Origin of the sequence: Rhizobium atlanticum (assembly GCF_030182485.1) — a bacterium.
GTDB lineage: Bacteria > Pseudomonadota > Alphaproteobacteria > Rhizobiales > Rhizobiaceae > Rhizobium.
Genome location: NZ_JAQJCJ010000002.1, coordinates 167,214 through 189,021, shown reverse-complemented (window position 1 = coordinate 189,021; position 21,808 = coordinate 167,214). Strand labels below are relative to the sequence as shown.

The window sequence follows — 21,808 nt, the reverse complement described above, 5'->3', positions numbered from 1 at the left end:
CCCCGGCCGTTTTAGACGGACGATGTGCCGTCGCCCACCGGCTAAGCAACGAACGGATCAACAGGGGTGACGGCCTCCGCGCGGGTTCGGCGCGCGGATGCGGAGGAGGAACCATGACCGGAGCACAGGAATTCGAACGCGTCCTCGACGGCAGCGACAAGAACGTCGCCTCCTTCGAGCACCAGGGCGTCCCGCTGATCAAGCGCGCCCAGCACTTTCTGCACTCGACACCGGCCGCCGTGCCGCTGATCGTACTCGTACTGGCGATCATCATCTTCGGAATAGCGCTCGGCGGGCGTTTCTTCTCGTCATACACATTGACGCTGATCCTGCAGCAGATCGCCATCGTCGGCATTCTCGGCGCCGCCCAGACGCTGGTCATCCTGACCGCCGGCATCGATCTGTCGATCGGCGTCATCATGGTGATCTCGGCCGTCATCATGGGCAATGTGGCCATCACCTACGGCATCCCGACGCCGATCGCGGTGATTGGAGGCCTGCTGGTCGGCGGCCTGTGCGGACTGCTGAACGGCTTCCTCGTCGCCTTCATGAAGCTGCCGCCCTTTATCGTCACGCTCGGCACCTGGAATATCGTCATGGCGACGAATTTCATCTATTCCGCCAATGAGACGATCCGCGACACCGATGTCGACGAACGGGCGCCGCTGCTGCATCTTTTCGCCGCGAGCTTCAAGGTCGGCAGCGCCGTGCTCACCCTCGGCGTCATCGCCATGGTGCTGCTCGTCCTCCTGTTCTGGTACATCCTCAATCACACCGCCTGGGGCCGGCATGTCTATGCGGTCGGCGACGATCCGGAAGCGGCGAAGCTCTCCGGTATCCAGACGAAGAGGGTGCTGCTCACCGTCTATACGCTGTCGGGCGTCATCGCCGCCTTCGCCGCCTGGGTGTCGATCGGCCGCAACGGCTCAATCTCTCCGTCCTCGGCGGTGACCGACTATAACCTCCAGGCGATCACCGCGACCGTGATCGGCGGCATCTCGCTCTTCGGCGGCCGCGGTTCCATTCTCGGCACGCTGTTCGGGGCCATGATCGTCGGCGTCGTATCGATGGGCCTGAACATGCTCGGCGCCGATCCGCAATGGAAAGTCCTCCTGACCGGCGTGCTGATCATTGCCGCCGTCGCCATCGATCAGTGGATCAGAAAGGTTTCGGTATGACCATGGCTGTCGAACCCATTCTCACCGCCCGCGGCCTCGTCAAGCGTTATGGACGCGTGACCGCGCTCGACAATGCCGATTTCGACCTCTACCCGGGTGAAATCCTTGCCGTCATCGGCGATAACGGCGCCGGCAAGTCGTCGCTGATCAAGGCGATTTCAGGCGCGGTCACCCCTGACGAGGGCGTGATCACGCTCGAAGGCCGGCAGGTGCACTTCCGCTCGCCGATGGAGGCGCGCGAAGCCGGCATCGAAACCGTCTACCAGAACCTTGCTCTGTCGCCGGCGCTATCGATTGCCGACAACATGTTCCTCGGCCGCGAGATCCGCAAAAAGGGCCCGCTCGGCTCGCTGTTCCGCATGCTCGACCGTCCGGCCATGGAAAAGCTGGCGCGCAACAAGCTGTCGGAACTCGGGCTGATGACCATCCAGAACATCAACCAGGCGGTGGAAACGCTGTCCGGCGGCCAGCGCCAGGGTGTCGCCGTCGCCCGCGCCGCAGCCTTCGGCTCGAAGGTCATCATCATGGACGAACCGACGGCCGCCCTCGGCGTCAAGGAAAGCCGGCGCGTGCTGGAACTGATCCTCGACGTGCGCGCCCGCGGCCTGCCGATCGTGCTGATCTCGCACAACATGCCGCATGTCTTCGAGGTCGCCGACCGGATCCATATCCACCGTCTCGGCCGGCGGCTGACGGTGATCAATCCGAAGGAATACACCATGTCCGACGCCGTCGCCTTCATGACCGGCGCCAAGGCGGTGCCGACGGAGCCCGTTGCGGCATGAGCCTGCGCATCGACGACATCGCCGGCGAGGTGCTTTCCCGCGCCGGCGATGCCAAACGTTTCCTGATTGCCGTCGCCGGGCCGCCGGGGGCGGGCAAGTCAACCATGGCCGACAATCTGGCGGCGGCGCTGAAAGCCAGAGGCGAAAGCGCCGCAGTCCTGCCGATGGACGGCTTCCACATGGACAATGCCATCCTCATCGAACGCGGCCTTTTGGCGCGCAAGGGCATTCCGGAAACTTTCGATGTCAGAGGCTTCCTCGATATCATCCGCGCCGTCCGCCGGGCCGACCAGGAGGTTCTGGCGCCGGTCTTCGACCGCTCCCGCGAACTCGCCATCGCTTCCGCCAGACCAATCGATCCCGAGGACCGCTTCATCATCGTCGAGGGCAATTATCTGCTCTTCACACAGGGTAAATGGGCCGAACTCGACGGCATCTTCGATTTTTCGATAATGCTGGCGCCGCCGATCGAGGTTCTCGAAGAGCGGCTCTGGGCGCGCTGGCGCGGTTACAATCTCAGCGAAGAAGCCGCCAGCGCCAAAGTCTACGGCAACGACCTGCCGAACGGCCGGCTGATCCTCGAAAACCGTCGCCCAGCCGACGTGACGCTGGAGATTGCGCTGGCGTGACGCCGACGCGATTGTTCATTTGATGTATGATGCATGCCACCCGGACGTATTGAACGGCTCCGGGATCAGATTTGCATAAAGGGCGAAACGGCGTCGCATGAAGCCGGTTTGACCCGCCGCGCTTTAGTGCTATCGAGGCGGCAGACGCATCGCTTCGGAGGCCCGCCATGCAATCGATCACCATCCGCCGTCCCGACGACTGGCACCTGCATCTGCGCGACGGCGCCATGCTGGAAGGCGTGATCGCCGATACGAGCCGCACCTTCGCCCGCGCCATCATCATGCCCAATCTGGTGCCGCCGGTCGTCACGTCAGCGGATGCGAAGGCATATCGCGAGCGCATCCTCAAGGCGCTGCCGGACGGCCACCGCTTCCAGCCGCTGATGACGCTTTATCTCACCGAACATACCAGCCCCGACGATGTGGCGGAGGGTGCAAAGAGCGGCCTCATCACCGCCGTCAAGCTTTATCCCGCCGGCGCCACGACCAATTCGCATGGCGGTGTGCGTGACATGGAAAAGGCGATGCCGGTGCTCGAACGCATGGCCGAGATCGGTCTGCCGCTCTGCGTCCATGGCGAGGTGACGAAGCCCGACGTCGATATTTTCGATCGCGAGGCCGTCTTCATCGACACCGTGCTCGATCCGCTGCGCCGGCGCCTGCCGGAGCTGAAGGTGACGATGGAGCATGTGACGACGTCAGACGGCATCGATTACATCAAGGCCGCCAAATCAAATCTCGCCGGCTCAATCACCACCCACCACCTGATCATCAACCGCAACGCCATCCTCGTCGGCGGCATCCGCCCGCATTATTACTGCCTGCCGGTCGCCAAGCGCGAGAACCATCGGCTGGCGCTGCGCGCAGCCGCCGTAAGCGGCGACGCCCGCTTCTTCCTCGGCACCGATTCTGCCCCGCATGTCGATCCGCTGAAGGAATGCGCCTGCGGCTGCGCCGGCATCTACACCTCGATCAATACGATGAGCTGCCTTGCGCATGTCTTCGAGGAGGAAGGTGCTCTCGACAGGCTTGAAGCTTTCGCCTCGCTGAACGGACCGGCCTGGTATGGGCTGTCGCCGAACGAGGAACGCATCACGCTTTCCAAGCAGGCAGAGCCGGTTCTCTTTCCCGCTAAGATAGAAACCGGCGCCGGTCCGGTGACGGTTTTCGATCCTATGTTTCCCCTTCATTGGCAGGTGTTGGTCTAGGGACTCGCCTGCTGCGTTTTCTATTTTAAATAGAATATTCATTTTAAGTGCTGCGGTGACGTTAGGCGCGTAACATTTTCATTGTGCGGTGCATCATTTGTTAATGGATGCATAAGACATTCCTCTTCGCGGACCCCATAGCTGCCGATCGTTCGGCGCGACACCGCTGCGGAGACTGAAGAAGCATGATGCTTGACTACAACTCCCTTCTGTTGGCGCTCGGCGTCTCCGCGGCCTGCCTGGCCGTAACCCTGATGGGCAGTTGGCTGGTGCGCCGGGCCGAAACCGTGCTGCTCACCGCCACCATCGGTCTCGTCCTCGTTGTCAGCGGCATTTTTGTCTACAGCGCCTATGTGAGCAGGCCTGATATAGGCTTCGCCATTGGCAGTTTCGTGCTGTTCCATGCCGGCTTTGCCACCATCTGGGGCGCGGGCAAACAGTTCCTGTCAGGTCGCCTGTCGATCCTTGCCATCGCCAGCCGGGCGCTGGCGGCGATGGCCTTCTCGATCGTCCCGATGGTTGCCGGCTATGACGGCCTCGCCTTCATCGCCGACAATCTCGCCATCGCCCTGCTGCTGTTTGCCACTGCTCGGCAATATTGGCTCGCCCGCGTCGAAGCGCCGGCGCCGCTCCTCGGAATTGCGGCACTGTATACGCTGACGGCAATCTCCTTCGTTCTCTGCGCCGCGGTGTTGATTGCCGATGGAAAGCTGGTGCTCGGCAAGGCGCCGAGCAACTGGGCGGAGGATCTGAGCCTCGCCGTCTGCATCGCCGGCATGACCGGGATCGGCGCGCTGTCGCTGGCGCTGCATCAATGGCGGCTCGCCGCCCGCCATCGTCTCGAGGCGATCACCGATCCGCTGACGGGCCTGCTCAACCGGCGCGCCGTCTTCGATCAGTATGGCACGCGCCCGATGGGCACCACCGCCGCCGTCATCGTCTTCGATATCGATCATTTCAAATCGGTCAACGACCGCTATGGCCATGCGAGCGGCGACCGCGTGATCACCGTCTTCGCCGAGGAACTGACCGCCCATTGCCGCCCAGGCGATACCGCCGCGAGGCTCGGCGGTGAGGAATTCGCGCTAGTGCTGAAGGAGATCATGCCCGGCCGGGCAGAACTGACGGCTGAGCGGATCCGCAGGGCCTTCGAGGCGCGAGAGATTCCAATCGACGGTGAGGTGTTGAGATGCACAGTGAGCGTCGGCGTTGCGCCCGGCCGGTCGACGCCGCTCGATTTCGACGCCATGCTGAGCGCCGCCGACAAGGCGCTCTACGCCGCGAAGCGCGGCGGCCGCAACCGGGTCGAGCTTGCCGGCTATCTCACTGCAGTTCCGGCCGAGGTGTCGCGCACCGCGTCTTGATTCTCGACTGCTCAGCAGACGCCGGCATGCCGCCTCGTCCTTCGAGGCCCCTGCGGGGCACCTCAGGGGCTCTCTTGGACGTTGCTCTTGTCGCTCAAGGCGCCGGAACGACGCGGATCAAGGCGGAAGTTGGAGACGGAACCCGAGCCACAACACTCTCCCGCGGCCCTCATTCCAAGCCGCGGCATCCTCCAACGCTCCTCATCCTTGTACGTTGCCGTTGGTGTGGGCGCCTGCTGCTCAAACAATCATCAGCGCCCGCACGAAAGCGGCCGAGGCGAGCAGCGAGGCCACGGTTCGCACATGATTCCACCACGTCCAATCCCTGACATAGGAGGTCCAGAGCGCCACCGCCTCCGCCCCGCTGCCGCTGACCTTTTCCAGCGCGTCGTTCATCGGCACGTTGAAGATGATCGTCGAGAGGAAGGAGGCAAACACATAAATGGCTGCACCCGCCAGCATCAGCGCGGACGCGCCGCCGCGCCAGTCGATCACCGCGAGGACGGCGATGACGAGGCAGAGGATCGCCGTCGGCACGAAGAGGCCCATGAAGGGCGAGCGGACGATCGTCACATTGATCGAGTTCATCGCCGCAATGCCCTGTTCGGCCGGGATGCGTGAGAAGGCGCTCATGATGAAGGTCGAGAAGGCGAAGAAGATGCCGGCGACGAGGCCGCTGCCGATGGCGGCTGCGACTAGGGAAAGCATGAGGACGATCTGCATGCCGAAACTCCTTGCGGGATAAATAAGAGAAACTCTCTTATTTGTAAAACCAGATAAACTCTCTTATTCTAATTGTCAACGTGAAGGAGAGCCGATGTCGGAGCAGAGACGCGCAACGCGCGGACGCCAGCAGGACCGTGGCGGCCAGCCGCGCCGCATCCCGCGCCAGCAGCGCGGCCGCGAGCGTTTCGAAAAAATCCTCGCCGTCGCCGCCGAACTGATCGAAAGCCATGGCAGCGACGGCCTGAAGATGAGCGAGATCGTTGAAAAGGCTGGCCTTTCCTTCGGCGCCCTCTACCAGTATTTCCCCGACAAGAGCGCGATCATCCGGACGTTGGCCGAGCGCTTCAACGAAGAGGGCAGGCGCTGTGTCGAGGCGGCACTGGCGAAGGTCGTTGACGCCGCCGCCCTGCCGGGGGCGCTCGCCAACATCGTCGACGAATATTATGCGTTCTTCCGCCGCGAGCCCGTGATGCGCGATATCTGGCATGCGACCCACACCGACAAGCAGCTGCAGCAGGTCGATGCCGAAGACATGGAATTCCATACCCAGGCATTTCTCGCCGCGCTTGTGCGCCTCTGGCCGGATCGGGACCGCAGCGAACTTCACGCGATCGCCCGGCTGACGATGCAGCTGCTTGCCGCCGCCGTGCGTTATGCCGTCTCGCTGGATGCAGAGGAGGGCGATCGGACGATTGCCTTGTTCAAGAAGATGCAGGGACCCGATATCGGCCGTCTCTTGCTGGAATAGATCGCCTGCGTCTGGAAACGGTGGGCGCTTGCTGCTATTGCCGGAGACGCAAAACCGAAGGAGAGCCCGATGATCCAGACCGCATTTCCCGACCGCGCCCTGATGGCCGAATTGGTGGCCAAGATGCTCTGGGAGATCAAAGCGGTGCATTTCAATGCGGCTCAGCCTTACAAGCTCTCCTCCGGCATGGCGAGCCCGGTCTATATCGATTGCCGTAAGCTCCTGTCCTATCCGCGCATCCGTTCGACGGTGATGGATTTTGCCGCCAGCACTCTGCTGCGCGATGCCGGTTTCGAGCAGTTCGATTGCATCGCCGGAGGCGAGACCGCCGGCATTCCCTTCGCTGCCCTGCTCGCAGATCGCCTCGGCCTGCCGATGATCTACGTCCGCAAGCAGCCGAAGGGCCACGGCCGCAACGCCCAGATCGAAGGCAATATGCCCGAAGGTTCGCGCGTGCTCGTCATCGAGGACCTGACGACGGCCGGCGGCAGCATGTTCAAGTTCATCGACGCCATCCGCGCCGCCGGCGGCATTGTCGATCACGGCATCGCGCTGTTCTTTTACGGCATTTTCGGCGATCAGCGTTTTGCAGATGGCAAGGTCAGGCTGCATCACATCGCCACCTGGCGCAGTGTCCTTGCGGTTGCCAGGGCGGAGAGGCTTTTCGACGACAAGACGCTTGCAGAGGTCGAGGCCTTCCTGGATGCGCCATTGGCTTGGTCGGCGAGGAATGGTGGAGTCAGTGAGCTTTCGCTCTAGCTAGTTGACAAAAGCTCGCTTAATCGGTTGATGAACATATCCGTGCTGTTGGGAGGAATCCGATGATTTTGTGCTGCGGCGAAGCCCTGATCGACATGCTGCCGAGGGACACCACCCTTGGTGAGAAGGGCTTTGCGCCCTATGCCGGCGGCGCGATCTTCAATACCGCCATCGCGCTCGGCCGCCTCGGCATTCCCACCGCCTTCTTCACCGGCATTGCCGACGACATGATGGGAGAAATCCTGCTGGCGACGCTGAAGGCGAGCAATGTCGATTACAGCCCATGCGCCATCACCCCGCGCCCTTCGACGATCGCATTCGTCAAGCTCGTCAGCGGCCAGGCGACCTATGCCTTCTACGATGAGGGCACAGCCGGCCGGATGATCACCGAGGCCGACCTGCCTGTTCTCGGCGATGATTGCGAAGCCTTGCATTTCGGCGCGATCAGCCTGATCCCGAGCCCCTGCGGCGAAACCTACGAAGCACTGCTCGACCGGGAAGCGGCCCGCCGCGTCATTTCGCTCGATCCCAACATCCGCCCGGGCTTCATCAAGGACAAGCAGGCTCATATGGCCCGCATCCGGCGCATGGCGGCAAAATCCGACATCGTCAAGTTCTCCGACGAGGATCTCGACTGGTTCGGCCTTTCAGGCGACCATGACGCGCTCGCCGCCCACTGGCTGGCTGAGGGCGCCAAGCTCGTCGTCATCACCAAGGGCGCGGAAGGCGCCTCGGGTTACACCAGGGATCGCAAGGTGACGGTGCCGAGCGAGCGCGTTGCCGTTGTCGACACGGTCGGCGCCGGTGATACCTTCGACGCCGGCGTGCTTGCCTCGCTGAAGAGGGATAATCTGCTGACCAAAGAGCAGGTCGCCTCGCTCGATGAACAGGCGGTGCGCAACGCCCTGACGCTCGGCGCCAAGGCCGCCGCCGTCACCGTTTCCCGCGCCGGCGCCAATCCGCCCTGGGCGCACGAGATCGGGCTTTAAGGCTTAAGCGAGCATCAGCCCCTCATCCGCCTGCCGGCACCGACCGAGGTCGAGCCACGGGTCTCGACCGTCCTTCGGACCCCCGCTTGCGGGGCGAAGGGGGATAGTCGCGACCTCTCCGTTCCGCCGCCGACATTGCGTGTGGCACGTCCCCTCGCCCCGTTTACGGGGAGAGGGTTAGGGTGAGGGGCATTTTTAACGCTTCACCAGCGCCGCAGCCAGCCCTTGCGTCGAGGCCTTCATGCGGATGCGGATCGATCAGGAGGCTGCCTGGGGAGCCACGCTACGGCCGAGCTCTGGAGCAGTCACCAGGTCCCGCAGGAAGGTTTCGCACCACAGAGAGACGTCGTGAGAGAGCAGATGTTCCATCATCATGCTCCAGCGGTCGCGGCGCTCCTCGAGCGACATGGCAAGGCCCCTGGCAAGCGCATTGGCTGTGCCCTCGACATCGTAGGGATTGACCAGCAGCGCCCCCTTCAGCTCCCGTGCCGCGCCGGCAAAGCGCGATAACACCAGGACGCCCGGGCGATCCGGATCCTGGGCGGCGACATATTCCTTGGCGACGAGGTTCATGCCGTCGCGCAACGGCGTGACGAGCCCGATCGTCGCCAGGCGGTAGAGACCGGCGAGCACGGTGCGGCTGATCGATCGGTTGACATAGCGGATCGGCACCCAGTCGACCGTTCCGATGGCGCCGTTCACGCGGCCCGCCTGTTCGGCGACCATCTTCTGCATATGCTCGTATTCGGGGACTTCCGATCGCGATTTCGGCGTGACCTGCAGATAGGTGACCTTGTTCTGATAGGCCGGATTGCTGGTGAGGAAGCGTTCGTACGCTTCTAGACGCTGAATGATGCCCTTCGAATAATCGAGGCGATCGACCCCGATGATCATGTCGCGGCCTTCGATGCTGCGCCGGGTCTTCTGCACCATGACATTGTCTGCGGCTCGCTCTGCGAATTCGGCGAAGGCTGCGGTCTCGATGCCGATCGGATAGGCGCCGGCCTTGAAGATCCGCCCGTGAGAATCGAACAATCCGTTTCCGAGGTCGTCGCCGATGCCCTCCCGTCTCAGGTAGCCGGCGAAGTTCTGCAGGTCGTAGTCGGTCTGGAAGCCGACGAGGTCGTAATGGGAAAGGCCGCGCATGATTTCTTCATGGACCGGCATGGTGACGAGAATATCGGCGGGCGGCCAGGGAATGTGCAGGAAGAAGCCGATCCGGTTCTTCAGCCCCATTTGCCGCAGTTCGGCCGCCAGCGGGATCAGGTGGTAATCATGAACCCAGATGATGTCGTCCGGCTGGATCATCGGCGCCAGCCGACGCGCGAAAAAGCGGTTGACGCGGAAATAGCCGGCCATTTCCTTTCGGCCGTATTCGGCGAGATCGAGGCGGTAATGACAGATCGGCCAGAGAACGCGGTTTGCAAAGCCGCGATAATATTCCTCGACATCGGTGTCGGTGAGATCGGTCAGCGCATAGGTGATGTTGCCCTTCTGCAGCAGCGACAGCGCGCTGGGCTCCCTGTCTCCGCTCGACTCTCCCGACCATCCCATCCAGATGCCGCCGCGCGCCTGCAGGGCTGCCTGCAGCGCGACGGCGAGGCCACCGGCCGCAGCACTCCCATCCTTGGCCGGCATGGGAACACGATTGGAAACGACGATAAGACGGCTCATGAGCTTCCTTTCGCGAAGATGGATCGGGAAAACGCTCTGTGCCAGGGTTCCGGGGAGCCTCCGGGGCGGGGCAAGGGTAATGCAGGGCAGGCGCCGCCATCAAAAGAGCAGATCCGGATGCGAATTGCCCGGGGTATAGACCAGTGGAAACAGTGGAACGGGGTATCGTCCCCGGTTTGATAGGTCATGTCGTCGGAAGTACCATGCGCACAGATTTTGCTTGAATCTAGGGCGATGGCGGCGAATTGAAAGAATTCTTTCTACAATTTTCTATTAGTAGAACATCAATCCGATTTTTGCAGGGCAGCGGCGCCAAGCCCGCCGAAATCAATCTAATCATTTGCGGCCATTATGACGATCTGGCGGCCGCCCCTCATCCGCCTGCCGGCACCTTCTCCCCGCCCGCGGGGAGAAGGGAACATGCCGCGACCTCTCCGTCCCCCACCCAGTTTTCACAGGGCACGTCCCCTCGCCCCGTTGGGAGAGGGTTAGGGTGAGGGGCGACAGGGCAAAAACCTCTCCATGTTTACTTCGCAAGCTTCGCCAGCGCCGCGACCAGGCCCTGGGTGGAGGAATCATGGCTTGCCGCGCTCTGCTTGCCCTCGACGACGGGCAGCAGGCCGGTCGCCAGTTCCTTGCCGAGCTCGACACCCCACTGGTCGAAGGAGTTGATGCGGAAGAGCACGCCTTCCACGAAGACGCGATGTTCGTAGAGCGCGATCAGGCGGCCGAGGGCGTAAGGGGTCAGCTTGTCGTAGACGAAGGTGATCGACGGCCGGTTGCCGGCAAAGACGCGGTGCGGTGCGATGAAATCGGCCTTCTTGTCGTCCATGCCTTTGTCGGTCAGCTGCTTCTTGGCTTCCGCGAAGGTGCGACCCTTCATCAGCGCCTCGGACTGGGCAAGCACGTTGGAGATCAAGAGCTGGTGCTGGTGGCGCAGTTCCGGCTCGAAGGCATTGGCGGCGATCATGAACTCGGCCGGAATGATGCTCGTGCCCTGGTGAATGAGCTGATAGAAGGCGTGCTGGCCATTGGTACCGGGTTCGCCCCAGACGACCGGGCCGGAATTGCCCTCGACCGGCGTACCGTCGACGGTGACGCCCTTGCCGTTGGATTCCATGTCGAGCTGTTGCAGATAGGCCGGGAAACGCGACAGGCGCTGGTCGTAGGGCAGGATGGCGCGGGTCGGGTAGCCGAGCACATTGCGGTGGTAGAATCCGATCAGGCCGAGCAGCATCGGCAGGTTCTCGGTAACCGGCGCCTTACGGAAATGATTGTCGACCGCGTGCGCGCCGTCGAGAAACTTGCCGAAATTCTCCGGGCCGATGGCGATCATCAGCGGCAAACCGATCGCCGACCAGATCGAATAGCGGCCGCCGACCCAGTCCCAGAAACCGAAGACGCGGGCGCTGTCGATGCCGAAGGCGGCGACCTTGTCGAGCGCCGTCGAGACGGCGGCGAAATGGTGCTGCACGGCTGCTTCGCCGAGCGCCTTGGCAATAAAATTGCGCGCCGTCTGCGCATTGGTCATCGTCTCGACTGTCGTGAATGTCTTAGAGGCGACGATGAAGAGCGTCGTCTCCGGCTGCACCAGCTTCAGGATATCGGCGATATGAGCGCCGTCGATATTGGAGACGAAATGGGCGCGCGGGCCGTCATGGAAGGGGGCAAGCGCCAGAGTCGCCATAACGGGGCCGAGATCCGAGCCGCCGATGCCGATATTGATGACGTCGGTGATCGCCTTGCCGGTGGCACCCTTCAGCGTGCCGGAGCGGATGTCGTCGGCAAACTTGCCCATGGCGGCAAGCACGGCATTGACGTCAGGCATGACGTCCTTGCCGTCGACGAGGACAGGCGTGTTGGACCGGTTGCGCAGCGCGGTATGCAGGACGGCGCGGTCCTCGGTGAAGTTGATGGCCTTGCCGGAGAACATCTCCTCGCGCTTCTTTTCGACGCCGCCCTCTTCGGCGAGCCTGACCAAGAGCTTGAGGATCTCGTCATTCACCGCCGTCTTGGAATAATCCATCAGCAGATCGTCGAGCGAGACGGAAAAGCGCGAAAAGCGCTGCGGATCGGCGGCGAAGGCGGCGCGGAGATCGGTCGCCTTGGTGGCATCAGCAGTGCTCTTCAGCTGTTCGACGATGGCGTTCATGGGAGGCTCCTTTTGAGGCGGAAAGGTTGCGGAAACTATTCGCTTTCTCAGGCGCAAATCAAGTTCAGCCGTCGCTTCAATATGAAAAAAGCCACCCGCGGGAAGCGGATGGCTGCTAATTTCACCCGCTTGTCAAATTCAGCCGCGCAAGTCCTTGCGCAGGATCTTGCCGACAGGCGATTTCGGCAGTTCGGTGCGGAATTCGATGAAACGCGGGCGCTTGTAATTGGTGAGGTTGGCGATGCAATGGGCCTTTACCTCCGCTTCCGTCAGGTTCGGATCCTTTCTGACCACGAAGAGCTTGACCGCCTCGCCGGAGTGCCCGTCCGGCACGCCGATCGCCGCGGCTTCGAGGATGCCGGCATGCATGGCGGCGACTTCCTCGATCTCGTTCGGATAGACGTTGAAGCCGGAGACGAGGATCATGTCCTTCTTGCGGTCGACGATCTTGGTGTAACCGCGCTCGTCCATGAAGCCCATGTCTCCCGAGCGGAAATAGCCGTCTGATGTCATCACCCGCGCCGTTTCCTCCGGCTTCTGCCAGTAGCCGGCCATCACCTGCGGCCCGCGGATGCAGATCTCGCCGATTTCCCCTGCTGGCAGCGAACGGCCGTCCTCGTCGCGAATGTCGAGTTCGGTGGAGGGCAGCGGCAGGCCGATCGAGCCGGTGAACTCGACCGAATCGAAGCGGTTGGCGGTGGCGACAGGCGATGTCTCGGAAAGGCCGTAGCCTTCCGTTATCGAAGTGCCGGTCATAGCAAGCCAGCGCTCGGCGACCGGGCGCTGGACAGCCATGCCGCCGCCAAGCGACATGACGAGCGATGAGAAATCGAGCTTGGCGAATTCGGCATTGTTCATCAGCGCGTTGAACAGCGTGTTGAGGCCGGGGAAGATGTGAATGTTGGACTTTCCGAACTCCTTGACGAGGCCGGGAATGTCGCGCGGATTGGCGATCAGGATATTGTGGGCGCCGAGCGACATGCCCATAAGCGAATTCACCGTCAGCGCGAAGATGTGGTAGAGCGGCAGCGCGCAGAGGAAATTCAGCACCTCCGGCTGCTTCTTGCGCTGGAAAGCCGACCGCAGCCACAGCGACAGTTGCAGCTTGTTGGCGAGCAGGTTCTGATGTGTCAGCACCGCGCCCTTGGCAACGCCCGTTGTGCCGCCGGTATATTGCAGGAAGGCGATGTCTCCACCCGTCAGCGCGACCGGCTGGAGACTTTTCCTTGCGCCTTCGCTGAGCACCTGACTGAAGCTCTTATGCTGCGTGATCGACCAGGAGGGAACGAGCTTTTTGACCTTGCGCACGACGAAATTGACCATCAGCCCCTTCGGCCCCAGCATTTCGCCGAGCGAGGTGACGACGACATGGCGCAGGTCGGTCTTGTTGAGGACCTGCTCGACGGTGCGGGCGAAATTCTCCAGCACGAAGATCGCCTTGGCGCCGGAATCCCGCAACTGGTGTTCGAGTTCGCGCGGGGTATAGAGCGGATTGACATTGACGACCACCAGGCCGGCCCGCAGGATCGCATAGGTGGCGACGGGGTTCTGCAGCACATTCGGCATCATCACCGCGACGCGGTCGCCTTTCTCGAGGCCGATGCTCTGCAGCCAGGCGGCGACCTTGCGCGTCTGGCTTTCGAGCTCGCGATAGCTCATCGCCTTGCCCATGCTGGAAAAAACCGTCCGGTCGGCGTAACGGGCGCAGGATTTTTCCAGAAGTTCGGCGAGCGAGGCATGTTCCAGCGGCGGCAGTTCGGCCGGAACCATATCGGGATAGGTGGCAAGCCAGGGCTTGTCCGCTTTTGCTCCGTTCGGATGGACGGAAATGCTGCTCATCGTGTCTCTCTCTCCCTTGCGGCCGCCGCGCCGATCGAATCGTGGTCGACCGGTCCGCAATTGACCGGAAGCATCCTCCATCTTCCAGTCCCGCAGCTTATGCCATTGCCTGTATGGTTCAAGCCGTATGAAGCTATACTAACCTTGACGTAAACGTCAACAATAGCCCATCGCGGTCGTCGAAAGGGTGGGAACTTTGAGTCCGCAATGGCGTTGACCCTTCATACCAACCATGAGGAAACACCCAAAGGAGGTTCAAATGTTGAATCAGGACACCGACGCCAGCCGCCGTGACCCGAACACCAAGGAAACGCATTCGCTGATCGCCAGCGACCGCGTCGAAGGCACCCGAGTCTATGGCCCTGATGGCCGGCATATCGGCTCGATCGAACGCCTGATCATCGGCAAGCGTGATGGACGCGTCGCCTATGCCGTGCTGAGCTTCGGCGGCTTCCTGGGCATCGGTCACGACCACTATCCGCTGCCCTGGGAAAAGCTGAACTACGACACCCAGCTGGACGGTTATCGAATCGACCTGACCAAGGAGCAGATCGAAGGCGCACCCAGCTATTCGGACGATGACGACACCTGGTACAACGATAATGGCCGCCGGGTGTATGATTATTACGGCGTGCCGCCCTACTGGATGTAATCTCGTCCGATGGACCGAGCCGGAAGGGCCCCGTTAGCAGCGGGGCCTTTTGGTGTTGGTGATGTCGTGAGCTTGGCGGCCCCTCAACCGGCTGCCGCCACTTTCTCCCCGTAAAACGGGGCGAAGGGAACATGCCGCAAGCTCTCCGTTCCCACCAAACTCTCGCAGGGCACGTCCCCTCTCCCCGCAAGCGGGGAGAGGGATAGGGTGAGGGGCAGTCACTGGCGCGAACCGGCAACAAGATCATTGGCCGATCGCAGCACGGTGCCGACGGCGATATCTTCTGCCCTGATCGCCTTTACCGTCTTCACCGCAAACACATGGCTCTCGCCCGGCAACAACGTCACCAGCATCGAATCCACAACCGCCTCCGGATCCAGCCGATCCGCCATCAGGCAGAGGTCCTTGAGAAAATTCTCCGCCGTCACCCTGATGGCGAAGCCTCCGTCGATCCCGGTGGCATCGACGCTCAGCCGCGGCGCTGGCAGGGCGAGGTCGATATCCTCGACGAAATAGTGAAACGCCCGCCGGTCCAGCATCTCGACGACAACGACTTCGTCCTTCGGTAAGTTCGGAGTGACGATATTGCTCGGCAGCGGAAACTCTTTCGCTTCGAAACGGTCGCAGAGCAGCCGCCAGAATTCGAATTCGGCGAGCACGGTTCCATCGAGCGTCAAACGCTTGCCGGCAATCTTCGCCCGCCAGAACAGCGTTCTCTCGTTGACGGCGACCGCAGCCAGTCCGCCCTCGCGTGGCTGGATCGTCAGCAGGCGCGGATCATAGGCTGATTTCAGCGCATACCAGAGCGGCTTGCGGCGTCCGGCCGAGTCAAGCGCGGCCCAGGAGGTCACCGGCCAGCAGTCGTTGAACTGCCAGACCACCGCACCCTTGCAGATAGCCCGATGCGAGCGCATGTGCTCGATGCCGAAACGGATGGCGCGCGCCTGGTTGAGCTGGGTGGCGAAGTGCCAGTCCTCCATCGTCTTTGGCTCCGGCAGATGGCCGGCGAGGCCGCGGATCAGCTTGTCATTGCCCTGCGTCGCCTTCTGATGGTGGAAGACGCCGTTCGACTGCGGCGTCAGCGGCTGATCGTGCACGCTCTGTTCGATCGTCGCCCAATTTGCTGGCGCCTGCCAGCCGAATTCGGAGCAGAAGCGCGGGATATAATTGCGGTAGATCTCGTAGCCGACATCGTTCCACACGTCCCAGATATGTTTGCAGCCATGTCCGTCGGCATTGGGTTCGATCTCCATCGAGCCGGAATAGGGGCTGCCGGGATAATAGGGCCGGTCGGGATCGAGCTCGCGGCAGAGCTTCGGCAGCAGGTCGAGATAATAGCCGAGCCCCCAGCTCTCGCCGGCCTTGATGACCGGCCGCCAGCCCCATTCGTCGAAGCCCCAGATATTCTCGTTGTTGCCGTTCCAGAGGATCAATGAGGCATGCGGCATCAGCCGCGCGACATTGTCGCGCACCTCCGCCTCGACCTCGCTTCGAAGCGGCTCCTCCTCCGGATAGGCGGCGCAGGCAAAGAGGAAATCCTGCCAGACCAGCATGCCGGCCCGGTCGCAGGCAGCGTAGAACGCATCACGCTCGAAGATGCCGCCGCCCCAGACGCGTAGCATATGGATATTGGCGGCCTTCGCCTCCTCAATCCGGTCGGCGTAACGGTCGGCCGTCACCCGCGAGGGGAAACAATCGTCGGGAATCCAGTTGGCACCGGCGATGAACAGCGGCACGTCGTTGATGACGAAGGTAAAGGCCGAGCCGCGCTCGTCGGCCGAGGTATCGAGCCTGAGCGAACGGAAGCCGAGCTCGCGCTCGAAGCTGTCGAGCAGATCGCCGCTGGCCTCGTCGATCAGCGTGAGCATCAGCGGATAGAGCGGCTGCGCACCGAGATGGTGCGGCCACCAGAGCTGCGGCGAGGGGAGGCGGAGTTCGAAGGAAACCGCGTCTTCGCCGGGGCCAATTGCTACTGTCTTGGTCACGCCGCCGATTTCGGCGGCCAGCCTGCACGGCCCGTGATCGCCATGCCGCGCCAGTCTCGCATGTACCATCACCAGTCCGTCGCCGCCGACAAGGCTTGCAGACACCCGCGTCTCGGCAAGCCGCCCCCGATCCCAGCTTTCCAGACGCACCGGCTTCCAGACGCCCGCCGTCACCAGCGTTGGCCCCCAGTCCCAGCCAAAATTGCAGGCCATCTTGCGCATCAGATTGCCCGGGCCTGGATAGTTGTTGGGGCGGTAGCCGTAATGTTTCTCCATCTCTGCGCCATAGGCATAGGCGGAGCGGAAGGTGACGGAGAGTTCGTTGACGCCGGCCTTCAGCAGCCCGGAAACATCGAAACGGTAGGTGCGGTGCATGTTGAAAGTGCGGCCGATCTCTTCGCCGTTGAGGCGGATGACGGCGATCGTATCAAGCCCGTCGAAGACGAGCTCCTGCACTCTGCCCTCATCCGGCGCGGCCTCGAACCGGCAGCGATAGGTCCAGTCGGTCTTGCCGATCCAGTCATTGGTGATCTCGTTGACGTCGATATAGGGATCGGCGATCAGCCGGTTGGCGAGAAGGTCGGTATGGACGCAGCCCGGCACCGTCGCCGGTATCGCATCCGGCAGTCCCGGCCTTCCTGTATCGTTGCAGTGAAGCGTCCAGCCGGAATCGAGCGCAGTTTTCGCAATCATCTTATCTCCTAGAGAAACCGCCCGTGGCGCTGCAGCACCTCGATCTTGTAGCCGTCGGGATCGCTGACGAAGAAGAACAGGCCGAACAACTTGCCGTCGCGGTTGAGCTCCACCAGCTCGCCGGGTTTGAGCCCCAGTTTCACCATGCGCTCGCGCTCAATGGCGACTTCTTCGACCGAGACGGCGAGATGGCCATAGCCTTTGCCGAGATCATAGGGTTCGGTGCGGCCCTTGTTGACGGTCAGCTCCAGCTCGAATCCGGTCTCGGCATTGCTCAGATAGATCAGCGTGAAGGTGTCGAAGTCGACGCGGTCGGCGATCGTAAGACCGAACGCCTTGACGTAGAACTCGACCGAGCGCGCCTCGTCGAGAACACGGATCATGGAGTGGATCATCTTCGCCAATTCTGCCTCCCATTGCGTCGATCACGGCAGCCTTGGTAGCGGTCATCTTAAGCCGCGCGCAAGCCGATTCTTCGCGTGATCGCGCTTTCGACGAGGCCCATGGCGTCATAGATCAACACTGCCATCAGACCGACGATCAGCCCGCCCTGCAGGATGAAGGCGGTATTGTCCGATATCAGCCCGGCGATGATCACCTCGCCGAGGCCCTTGGCCGCAACCGTCGAGCCGATCGTTGCCGTGCCGATATTGATCACCGTCGCCACCTTCAGCCCTTCGAGGATCAGCGGCAGGGCAAGCGGCAGCTCGACGCGGAAAAGACGTTGCGTGCCGTTCATGCCCATGCCGTCGGCGGCGTCGAGCACCTGCGGCGACACCTGTTTCAGGCCGGCAACGGTGTTTTCGAAGATCGGCAGCAGGCCGTAGAGGAAGAGCGCAATCAGCGTCGGCATGGCGCCGAAGCCGGTGGCGGGCACGGCCAGCGCCAGCACCGCGACAGGGGGGAAGGTCTGCCCGGCATTGGCGATGGCGCGCGACAGCGGCAGGAAATCGGCGCCGCTTTGCCGCGTCACGAAGATGCCGCCGAGAACGGCAAGCACGGCACTGCAGGCGATCGAGCCGACGACGAGCTGCAGATGTCCGAGCGCGAGCGAGGCAAGGCTGTTCTGCGTATAGACGGCGGGTGCATTGTTGTTCGTCAGCGGCACAAACAGGAAGGAGAGCCAATCCGTCCTGAACAGCAGGATGAGCAGCAGGGCAAGCGCGGTCACGCGGAAAAAATTGGCGGCGACGAGTTTCATGCCTTGCGGCCCAGTTCGAGCAGCCGCGCCATCGAGATTGATCCCACGGGCCCCTTTTCGCCGTCCTGCACGGCCGCCTCGTCGACTCCTTGCCAGATCATTTCGGCCAGCGCATCGCGCAGGCTGAGCGACTGCGGCAAGGCATAGGAAAGACCGCCCTTGGCCGGCGCCATGCTCTCCTTCAGCGGCAGCAGCGACATCAGCTTCAGCGCCCGGTCGGAGGTGCCGGTCAGCTGCTGCACGAAGGGATCGGCGGGTTCGGTGAGGATCTTTTCCGGCGTCGAGCATTGCAGCAATCGGCCCTTGCTCATCACCGCGATCTGGTTGCCGAGATGGAAGGCCTCGTCCATATCGTGGGTGACGAGGATGATGGTTGTGCCGAACTGCTTCTGGATCGCCAGCAGGTCGTCCTGCGCCTTGCCGCGGATCACGGGATCGAGCGCGCCGAAGGGCTCGTCCATCAACAGCAGTTCCGGTTCGGCGGCCAGCGCCCGCGCGACGCCGACGCGCTGCTGCTGGCCGCCGGAAAGCTGATGCGGATATTTGTCGGCGAACTCAGCCGGATCGAGGTTGAAAAGCCCGAGCAGCTCCTCGACGCGGGCGGCGATGCGTTTGGAATCCCATTCGAGCAGCTGCGGCACGGTGGCGATATTCTGCGCCACGGTCCGATGCGGAAACAGGCCGTGGCCTTGGATGGCATAGCCGATTTTGCGGCGAAGTTCGGTGACCTCGACGTCCATCACATTCTGCCCGCCGACGAAAATCTCGCCTTCGCTGATCGGCACCAGCCGGTTGATCATCCGCATCAGCGTCGATTTGCCGGAGCCCGATGTGCCGACGATGACGGTGATCTCGCCCTTCTCGACACGCATCGAGACCCTGTCGACGACAGTGGCCGCACCGTAGCGCTTGGTAACGTTCCTGATCTCGATCATGCTCATGCGGAGGGCCCCCGGATGCTGTCGATGACCGCATCGAGGATGACGGCCGATGAGAAGGCGAAGAAGACGGTCGGCACGGCGCCAAGCAAGACGAGGTCCATCGCGGTCTGGCCGAGCCCCTGGAAGATGAAGATGCCGAAGCCGCCGCCGCCGATCAGCGCGGCGATCGTCACCATGCCGATCGCCTGCACCAGCACGATGCGGATGCCGGTGAGGATGACCGGAAAGGCGAGCGGCATGTCGATGCCGGTAAGGATCTGCCGGCGGGTCAGCCCCATGCCGGCCGCCGCATCGCGCACGGAGGGATCGACGCCCTGCAGGCCGACGACGGTATTGGCGACGATCGGCAGCAGCGAATAGAGCACCAGCGCGATCAACGCCGGCGCCGTACCGATGCCGCGGATGCCGACAGCGGCCGCCAGCGGCACATGGGTGGCGAGATAGCCGAGCGGCAGCATCAGCAGGCCGAAGAGCGCGAGGCTGGGGATCGTCTGGATGAGGCTCAGGCCCTGCAGCACGACGGCCCTGAGCTTCGGCACCCAGAAGCAGAGGATCCCGAGCGGCAGGCCGAGAACGATGGCGATAACGAGCGAGCCCAGCGCCAGCAGCAGATGCGAAAATGCCTCCGTCCGGAACTGCGCCGCCCTCGTGGAAAATTCCTTCATGATCGACAGGCTGTCGAGCAGGCCGGAGGCGAGGAAGGTAAAGAGCAGCGCCGTGTAAGCTGCCAGCGCTGCCACCCGCATCCAGGGCGCCAGCCGGATTTTGACCAGCGCGTCCGAGATGATCAGCCCGATCACCGCAAACAGCAGCCAGAAACCGCCGCCGGGCGTCATGCGCGCCACCGTGCTGCCGAGCGGCGTCGCCGCGGTCGAGACGAGGCCGATCGCCGCGACCAGCGCCGCCAGGCAAAATGTGGCGACCATAAGCCGCGCCACTGCATTGGCGAGGAACAAGGTGGCGAAGGCGGTCAGGACGAGGAGGGCGATAAGGACAATTACGGAGGGCTGGGGAAAAAGCTGCGTCAGCAGCATCGGCTTGCCGGCGGCGATGCGGTTCGCCTTGACATAGATGAAGGGCATCAGCGCCGTCGCCGCAATGCCGCCGGCCACCAGAACCACGCCAAGCCGGTCCAGCCTGCGGACCGCTGAGGTTTCTTCCATCAATCCAACCCTGTCTGGCCTGTCGGCAAAGGGAGGCTCCGCCCGCGAGGGGCGGAGCGAGGGGCAATTACTTCAGGAAGCCTTTTTCCTTGAGATAGGCTTCAGCGACTGATTTTGCCGGCTCGCCGTCGACCTGGATCTTGGCGTTCAGCTTGCGCAATTCGTCGGCGCTCAGGCTCTTGAAGATCGGCGAGAGGATTTCCTCGATCTTCGGATTGGCCTTCAGCACCTCCTCGCGGATGATCGGAGTCGGCGCATAGACCTGCTGCACGCCCTTGTCGTCTTCGAGAACGGTGAGCTCGGCCGCCTCGATCGCGCCGTCGGTGCCATAGACCATGGCGGTGTTGACGCCGTTCGTCTGGTCTGCGGCCGCCTTGATCGTCGCCGCGGTATCGCCGCCCGAGAGCACGACCGTCTGGTCGGGCTTCAGCTGGAAGCCGTAGGTCGTCTGGAAGGCGGGCAGCGCGCCGGCGGAATTGACGAACTCGGCCGAAGCCGCAAGTTTGACGGCGCCGCCGCCGGCGACCCATTTGCCGAAGTCCGACATGGTCTTCAGCTTGTTCGGCTCGGCGACGTCGTTGCGCACGGCAAGCGCCCAGGTGTTATTGGCCGGCGACGGCGTCAGCCAGACGATCTTGTTGGCTTCGTAATCGAGCTTCTTCGCCAGCTCGTAACCCTGCTCGTTGTTCTTCCAGGCGGCGTCGTCGGCTTTGTTGAAGAAGAAGCCGGCATTGCCGGTATATTCGGGATAGATATCGATTTCACCTGCGGTGATCGCCTTGCGCACCACGGGTGTGGCGCCAAGCGCGATACGGTCCTGCGTCTTGATGCCGTTCGCTTCGAGTGCCAGCGCGATGACATTGCCGAGCAGCGTGCCCTCGGTATCGATCTTCGACGAGACGACGACGTCTGCGGCCTGAACCGCACCCGCCGCGAAGGCGGAGAGTGAAACGGCAAGTGCGAGTTTCTTCAGCATGGAATATCCCCTTTTAAACACCGTTGATAAGGCTCAAGCCCGGGAGCTTGCGCGCAGGAAATCCGCCGGCGAGGGCGGTGAGGCCGCCATCATCCGAATTGCGTGCGTCATGGAAATAGCGTGCCCACCCGAAAAATCGATGCAAG

Annotated in this window: 19 protein-coding genes; 9 read left to right on the top strand and 10 right to left on the bottom strand. The window is 62.6% G+C overall.

Annotated elements, in window-relative coordinates; translation table 11 throughout:
• Positions 1-113: 113 nt before the first annotated feature.
• From PH551_RS03315 to PH551_RS03295, 5 genes are all read left to right on the top strand, one after another.
• Positions 114-1,178 (top strand): ABC transporter permease, encoded by a 1,065-nt coding sequence (locus PH551_RS03315; protein ID WP_285191849.1) that lies wholly within the window; start codon positions 114-116, stop codon positions 1,176-1,178.
• A gap of 2 nt (positions 1,179-1,180) precedes the next feature.
• Positions 1,181-1,963 carry an ATP-binding cassette domain-containing protein gene (locus PH551_RS03310; RefSeq protein WP_064707825.1) on the top strand — a complete coding sequence of 261 codons (783 nt, stop codon included), beginning with the start codon at positions 1,181-1,183 and terminating at the stop codon, positions 1,961-1,963.
• The gene (locus PH551_RS03305) at positions 1,960-2,592 is read left to right on the top strand and encodes a nucleoside triphosphate hydrolase (protein ID WP_285191848.1); all 633 of its coding nucleotides are present in this window, start codon (positions 1,960-1,962) and stop codon (positions 2,590-2,592) included. Before PH551_RS03310 ends, PH551_RS03305 begins: the two co-directional genes overlap by 4 nt.
• Before the next feature lie 167 nt (positions 2,593-2,759).
• Entirely contained in the window at positions 2,760-3,800 is a 1,041-nt protein-coding gene (gene pyrC / locus PH551_RS03300) for a dihydroorotase (RefSeq protein WP_097599387.1), read from the top strand.
• 185 nt (positions 3,801-3,985) lie between these two features.
• Entirely contained in the window at positions 3,986-5,164 is a 1,179-nt protein-coding gene (locus PH551_RS03295) for a GGDEF domain-containing protein (RefSeq protein WP_285191847.1), read from the top strand.
• 240 nt (positions 5,165-5,404) lie between these two features.
• Here PH551_RS03295 and PH551_RS03290 read toward each other — a convergent pair whose 3' ends face one another.
• Positions 5,405-5,887, bottom strand: a complete 483-nt coding sequence (locus PH551_RS03290) for an anthrone oxygenase family protein (RefSeq protein WP_285191846.1) — start codon at positions 5,885-5,887, stop codon at positions 5,405-5,407.
• Positions 5,888-5,981: 94 nt separating this feature from the next.
• Between PH551_RS03290 and PH551_RS03285 the strand changes: the two genes are divergently transcribed.
• The 3 genes from PH551_RS03285 to PH551_RS03275 all read left to right on the top strand — a co-directional run bounded on the left by PH551_RS03285 (position 5,982) and on the right by PH551_RS03275 (position 8,386).
• Positions 5,982-6,638, top strand: coding sequence for a TetR/AcrR family transcriptional regulator (locus PH551_RS03285; protein WP_285191845.1), 657 nt, complete (start codon positions 5,982-5,984; stop codon positions 6,636-6,638).
• A gap of 69 nt (positions 6,639-6,707) precedes the next feature.
• Complete coding sequence (locus PH551_RS03280) at positions 6,708-7,397, top strand: orotate phosphoribosyltransferase (protein WP_221127720.1); 690 nt, start codon at positions 6,708-6,710, stop codon at positions 7,395-7,397.
• Between the two features lie 62 nt (positions 7,398-7,459).
• Positions 7,460-8,386: a carbohydrate kinase family protein gene (locus PH551_RS03275; RefSeq protein ID WP_221157674.1), complete on the top strand. Its 927-nt coding sequence runs from the start codon at positions 7,460-7,462 to the stop codon at positions 8,384-8,386.
• Positions 8,387-8,644: 258 nt separating this feature from the next.
• On the opposite strand, the gene otsA is transcribed toward PH551_RS03275, so the two are convergent.
• The 3 genes from otsA to PH551_RS03260 all read right to left on the bottom strand — a co-directional run bounded on the left by otsA (position 8,645) and on the right by PH551_RS03260 (position 14,051).
• Positions 8,645-10,060 carry an alpha,alpha-trehalose-phosphate synthase (UDP-forming) gene (otsA, locus tag PH551_RS03270; protein WP_085776796.1) on the bottom strand — a complete coding sequence of 472 codons (1,416 nt, stop codon included), beginning with the start codon at positions 10,058-10,060 and terminating at the stop codon, positions 8,645-8,647.
• 526 nt (positions 10,061-10,586) lie between these two features.
• Entirely contained in the window at positions 10,587-12,212 is a 1,626-nt protein-coding gene (pgi, locus tag PH551_RS03265) for a glucose-6-phosphate isomerase (RefSeq protein ID WP_285191844.1), read from the bottom strand.
• Positions 12,213-12,350: 138 nt separating this feature from the next.
• On the bottom strand, positions 12,351-14,051 hold the full coding sequence (locus PH551_RS03260; protein ID WP_285191843.1) for a long-chain fatty acid--CoA ligase: 1,701 nt from the start codon (positions 14,049-14,051) through the stop codon (positions 12,351-12,353).
• A gap of 259 nt (positions 14,052-14,310) precedes the next feature.
• Here PH551_RS03260 and PH551_RS03255 point away from each other — a divergent pair, with 259 nt between their 5' ends.
• Positions 14,311-14,703: a PRC-barrel domain-containing protein gene (locus tag PH551_RS03255; RefSeq protein WP_085776800.1), complete on the top strand. Its 393-nt coding sequence runs from the start codon at positions 14,311-14,313 to the stop codon at positions 14,701-14,703.
• 218 nt (positions 14,704-14,921) lie between these two features.
• Here PH551_RS03255 and PH551_RS03250 read toward each other — a convergent pair whose 3' ends face one another.
• The 6 genes from PH551_RS03250 to osmF all read right to left on the bottom strand — a co-directional run bounded on the left by PH551_RS03250 (position 14,922) and on the right by osmF (position 21,662).
• Positions 14,922-17,381: a glycoside hydrolase family 2 protein gene (locus PH551_RS03250; protein ID WP_285191842.1), complete on the bottom strand. Its 2,460-nt coding sequence runs from the start codon at positions 17,379-17,381 to the stop codon at positions 14,922-14,924.
• 8 nt (positions 17,382-17,389) lie between these two features.
• A complete protein-coding gene (locus tag PH551_RS03245) occupies positions 17,390-17,785 on the bottom strand; it encodes a VOC family protein (protein ID WP_285191841.1) in 396 nt (131 codons plus the stop codon).
• 47 nt (positions 17,786-17,832) lie between these two features.
• On the bottom strand, positions 17,833-18,582 hold the full coding sequence (locus tag PH551_RS03240) for an ABC transporter permease (protein WP_285191840.1): 750 nt from the start codon (positions 18,580-18,582) through the stop codon (positions 17,833-17,835).
• Positions 18,579-19,523, bottom strand: coding sequence for an ABC transporter ATP-binding protein (locus tag PH551_RS03235; RefSeq protein WP_285191839.1), 945 nt, complete (start codon positions 19,521-19,523; stop codon positions 18,579-18,581). The genes PH551_RS03240 and PH551_RS03235 overlap by 4 nt, the downstream gene beginning before the upstream one ends.
• On the bottom strand, positions 19,520-20,686 hold the full coding sequence (locus tag PH551_RS03230) for an ABC transporter permease (protein ID WP_285191838.1): 1,167 nt from the start codon (positions 20,684-20,686) through the stop codon (positions 19,520-19,522). The genes PH551_RS03235 and PH551_RS03230 overlap by 4 nt, the downstream gene beginning before the upstream one ends.
• Positions 20,687-20,753: 67 nt before the next feature.
• Complete coding sequence (osmF, locus tag PH551_RS03225) at positions 20,754-21,662, bottom strand: glycine betaine ABC transporter substrate-binding protein OsmF (protein WP_285191837.1); 909 nt, start codon at positions 21,660-21,662, stop codon at positions 20,754-20,756.
• Positions 21,663-21,808 lie beyond the last annotated feature (146 nt).

Coding starts and splice junctions, on each gene's coding strand:
- PH551_RS03315 (WP_285191849.1), top strand. CDS start 114: ATGACCGGAGCACAGGAATTCGAACGCGTCCTCGACGGCAGCGACAAG.
- PH551_RS03310 (WP_064707825.1), top strand. CDS start 1,181: ATGGCTGTCGAACCCATTCTCACCGCCCGCGGCCTCGTCAAGCGTTAT.
- PH551_RS03305 (WP_285191848.1), top strand. CDS start 1,960: ATGAGCCTGCGCATCGACGACATCGCCGGCGAGGTGCTTTCCCGCGCC.
- pyrC (WP_097599387.1), top strand. CDS start 2,760: ATGCAATCGATCACCATCCGCCGTCCCGACGACTGGCACCTGCATCTG.
- PH551_RS03295 (WP_285191847.1), top strand. CDS start 3,986: ATGATGCTTGACTACAACTCCCTTCTGTTGGCGCTCGGCGTCTCCGCG.
- PH551_RS03290 (WP_285191846.1), bottom strand. CDS start 5,887: ATGCAGATCGTCCTCATGCTTTCCCTAGTCGCAGCCGCCATCGGCAGC.
- PH551_RS03285 (WP_285191845.1), top strand. CDS start 5,982: ATGTCGGAGCAGAGACGCGCAACGCGCGGACGCCAGCAGGACCGTGGC.
- PH551_RS03280 (WP_221127720.1), top strand. CDS start 6,708: ATGATCCAGACCGCATTTCCCGACCGCGCCCTGATGGCCGAATTGGTG.
- PH551_RS03275 (WP_221157674.1), top strand. CDS start 7,460: ATGATTTTGTGCTGCGGCGAAGCCCTGATCGACATGCTGCCGAGGGAC.
- otsA (WP_085776796.1), bottom strand. CDS start 10,060: ATGAGCCGTCTTATCGTCGTTTCCAATCGTGTTCCCATGCCGGCCAAG.
- pgi (WP_285191844.1), bottom strand. CDS start 12,212: ATGAACGCCATCGTCGAACAGCTGAAGAGCACTGCTGATGCCACCAAG.
- PH551_RS03260 (WP_285191843.1), bottom strand. CDS start 14,051: ATGAGCAGCATTTCCGTCCATCCGAACGGAGCAAAAGCGGACAAGCCC.
- PH551_RS03255 (WP_085776800.1), top strand. CDS start 14,311: ATGTTGAATCAGGACACCGACGCCAGCCGCCGTGACCCGAACACCAAG.
- PH551_RS03250 (WP_285191842.1), bottom strand. CDS start 17,381: ATGATTGCGAAAACTGCGCTCGATTCCGGCTGGACGCTTCACTGCAAC.
- PH551_RS03240 (WP_285191840.1), bottom strand. CDS start 18,582: ATGAAACTCGTCGCCGCCAATTTTTTCCGCGTGACCGCGCTTGCCCTG.
- PH551_RS03235 (WP_285191839.1), bottom strand. CDS start 19,523: ATGAGCATGATCGAGATCAGGAACGTTACCAAGCGCTACGGTGCGGCC.
- PH551_RS03230 (WP_285191838.1), bottom strand. CDS start 20,686: ATGGAAGAAACCTCAGCGGTCCGCAGGCTGGACCGGCTTGGCGTGGTT.
- osmF (WP_285191837.1), bottom strand. CDS start 21,662: ATGCTGAAGAAACTCGCACTTGCCGTTTCACTCTCCGCCTTCGCGGCG.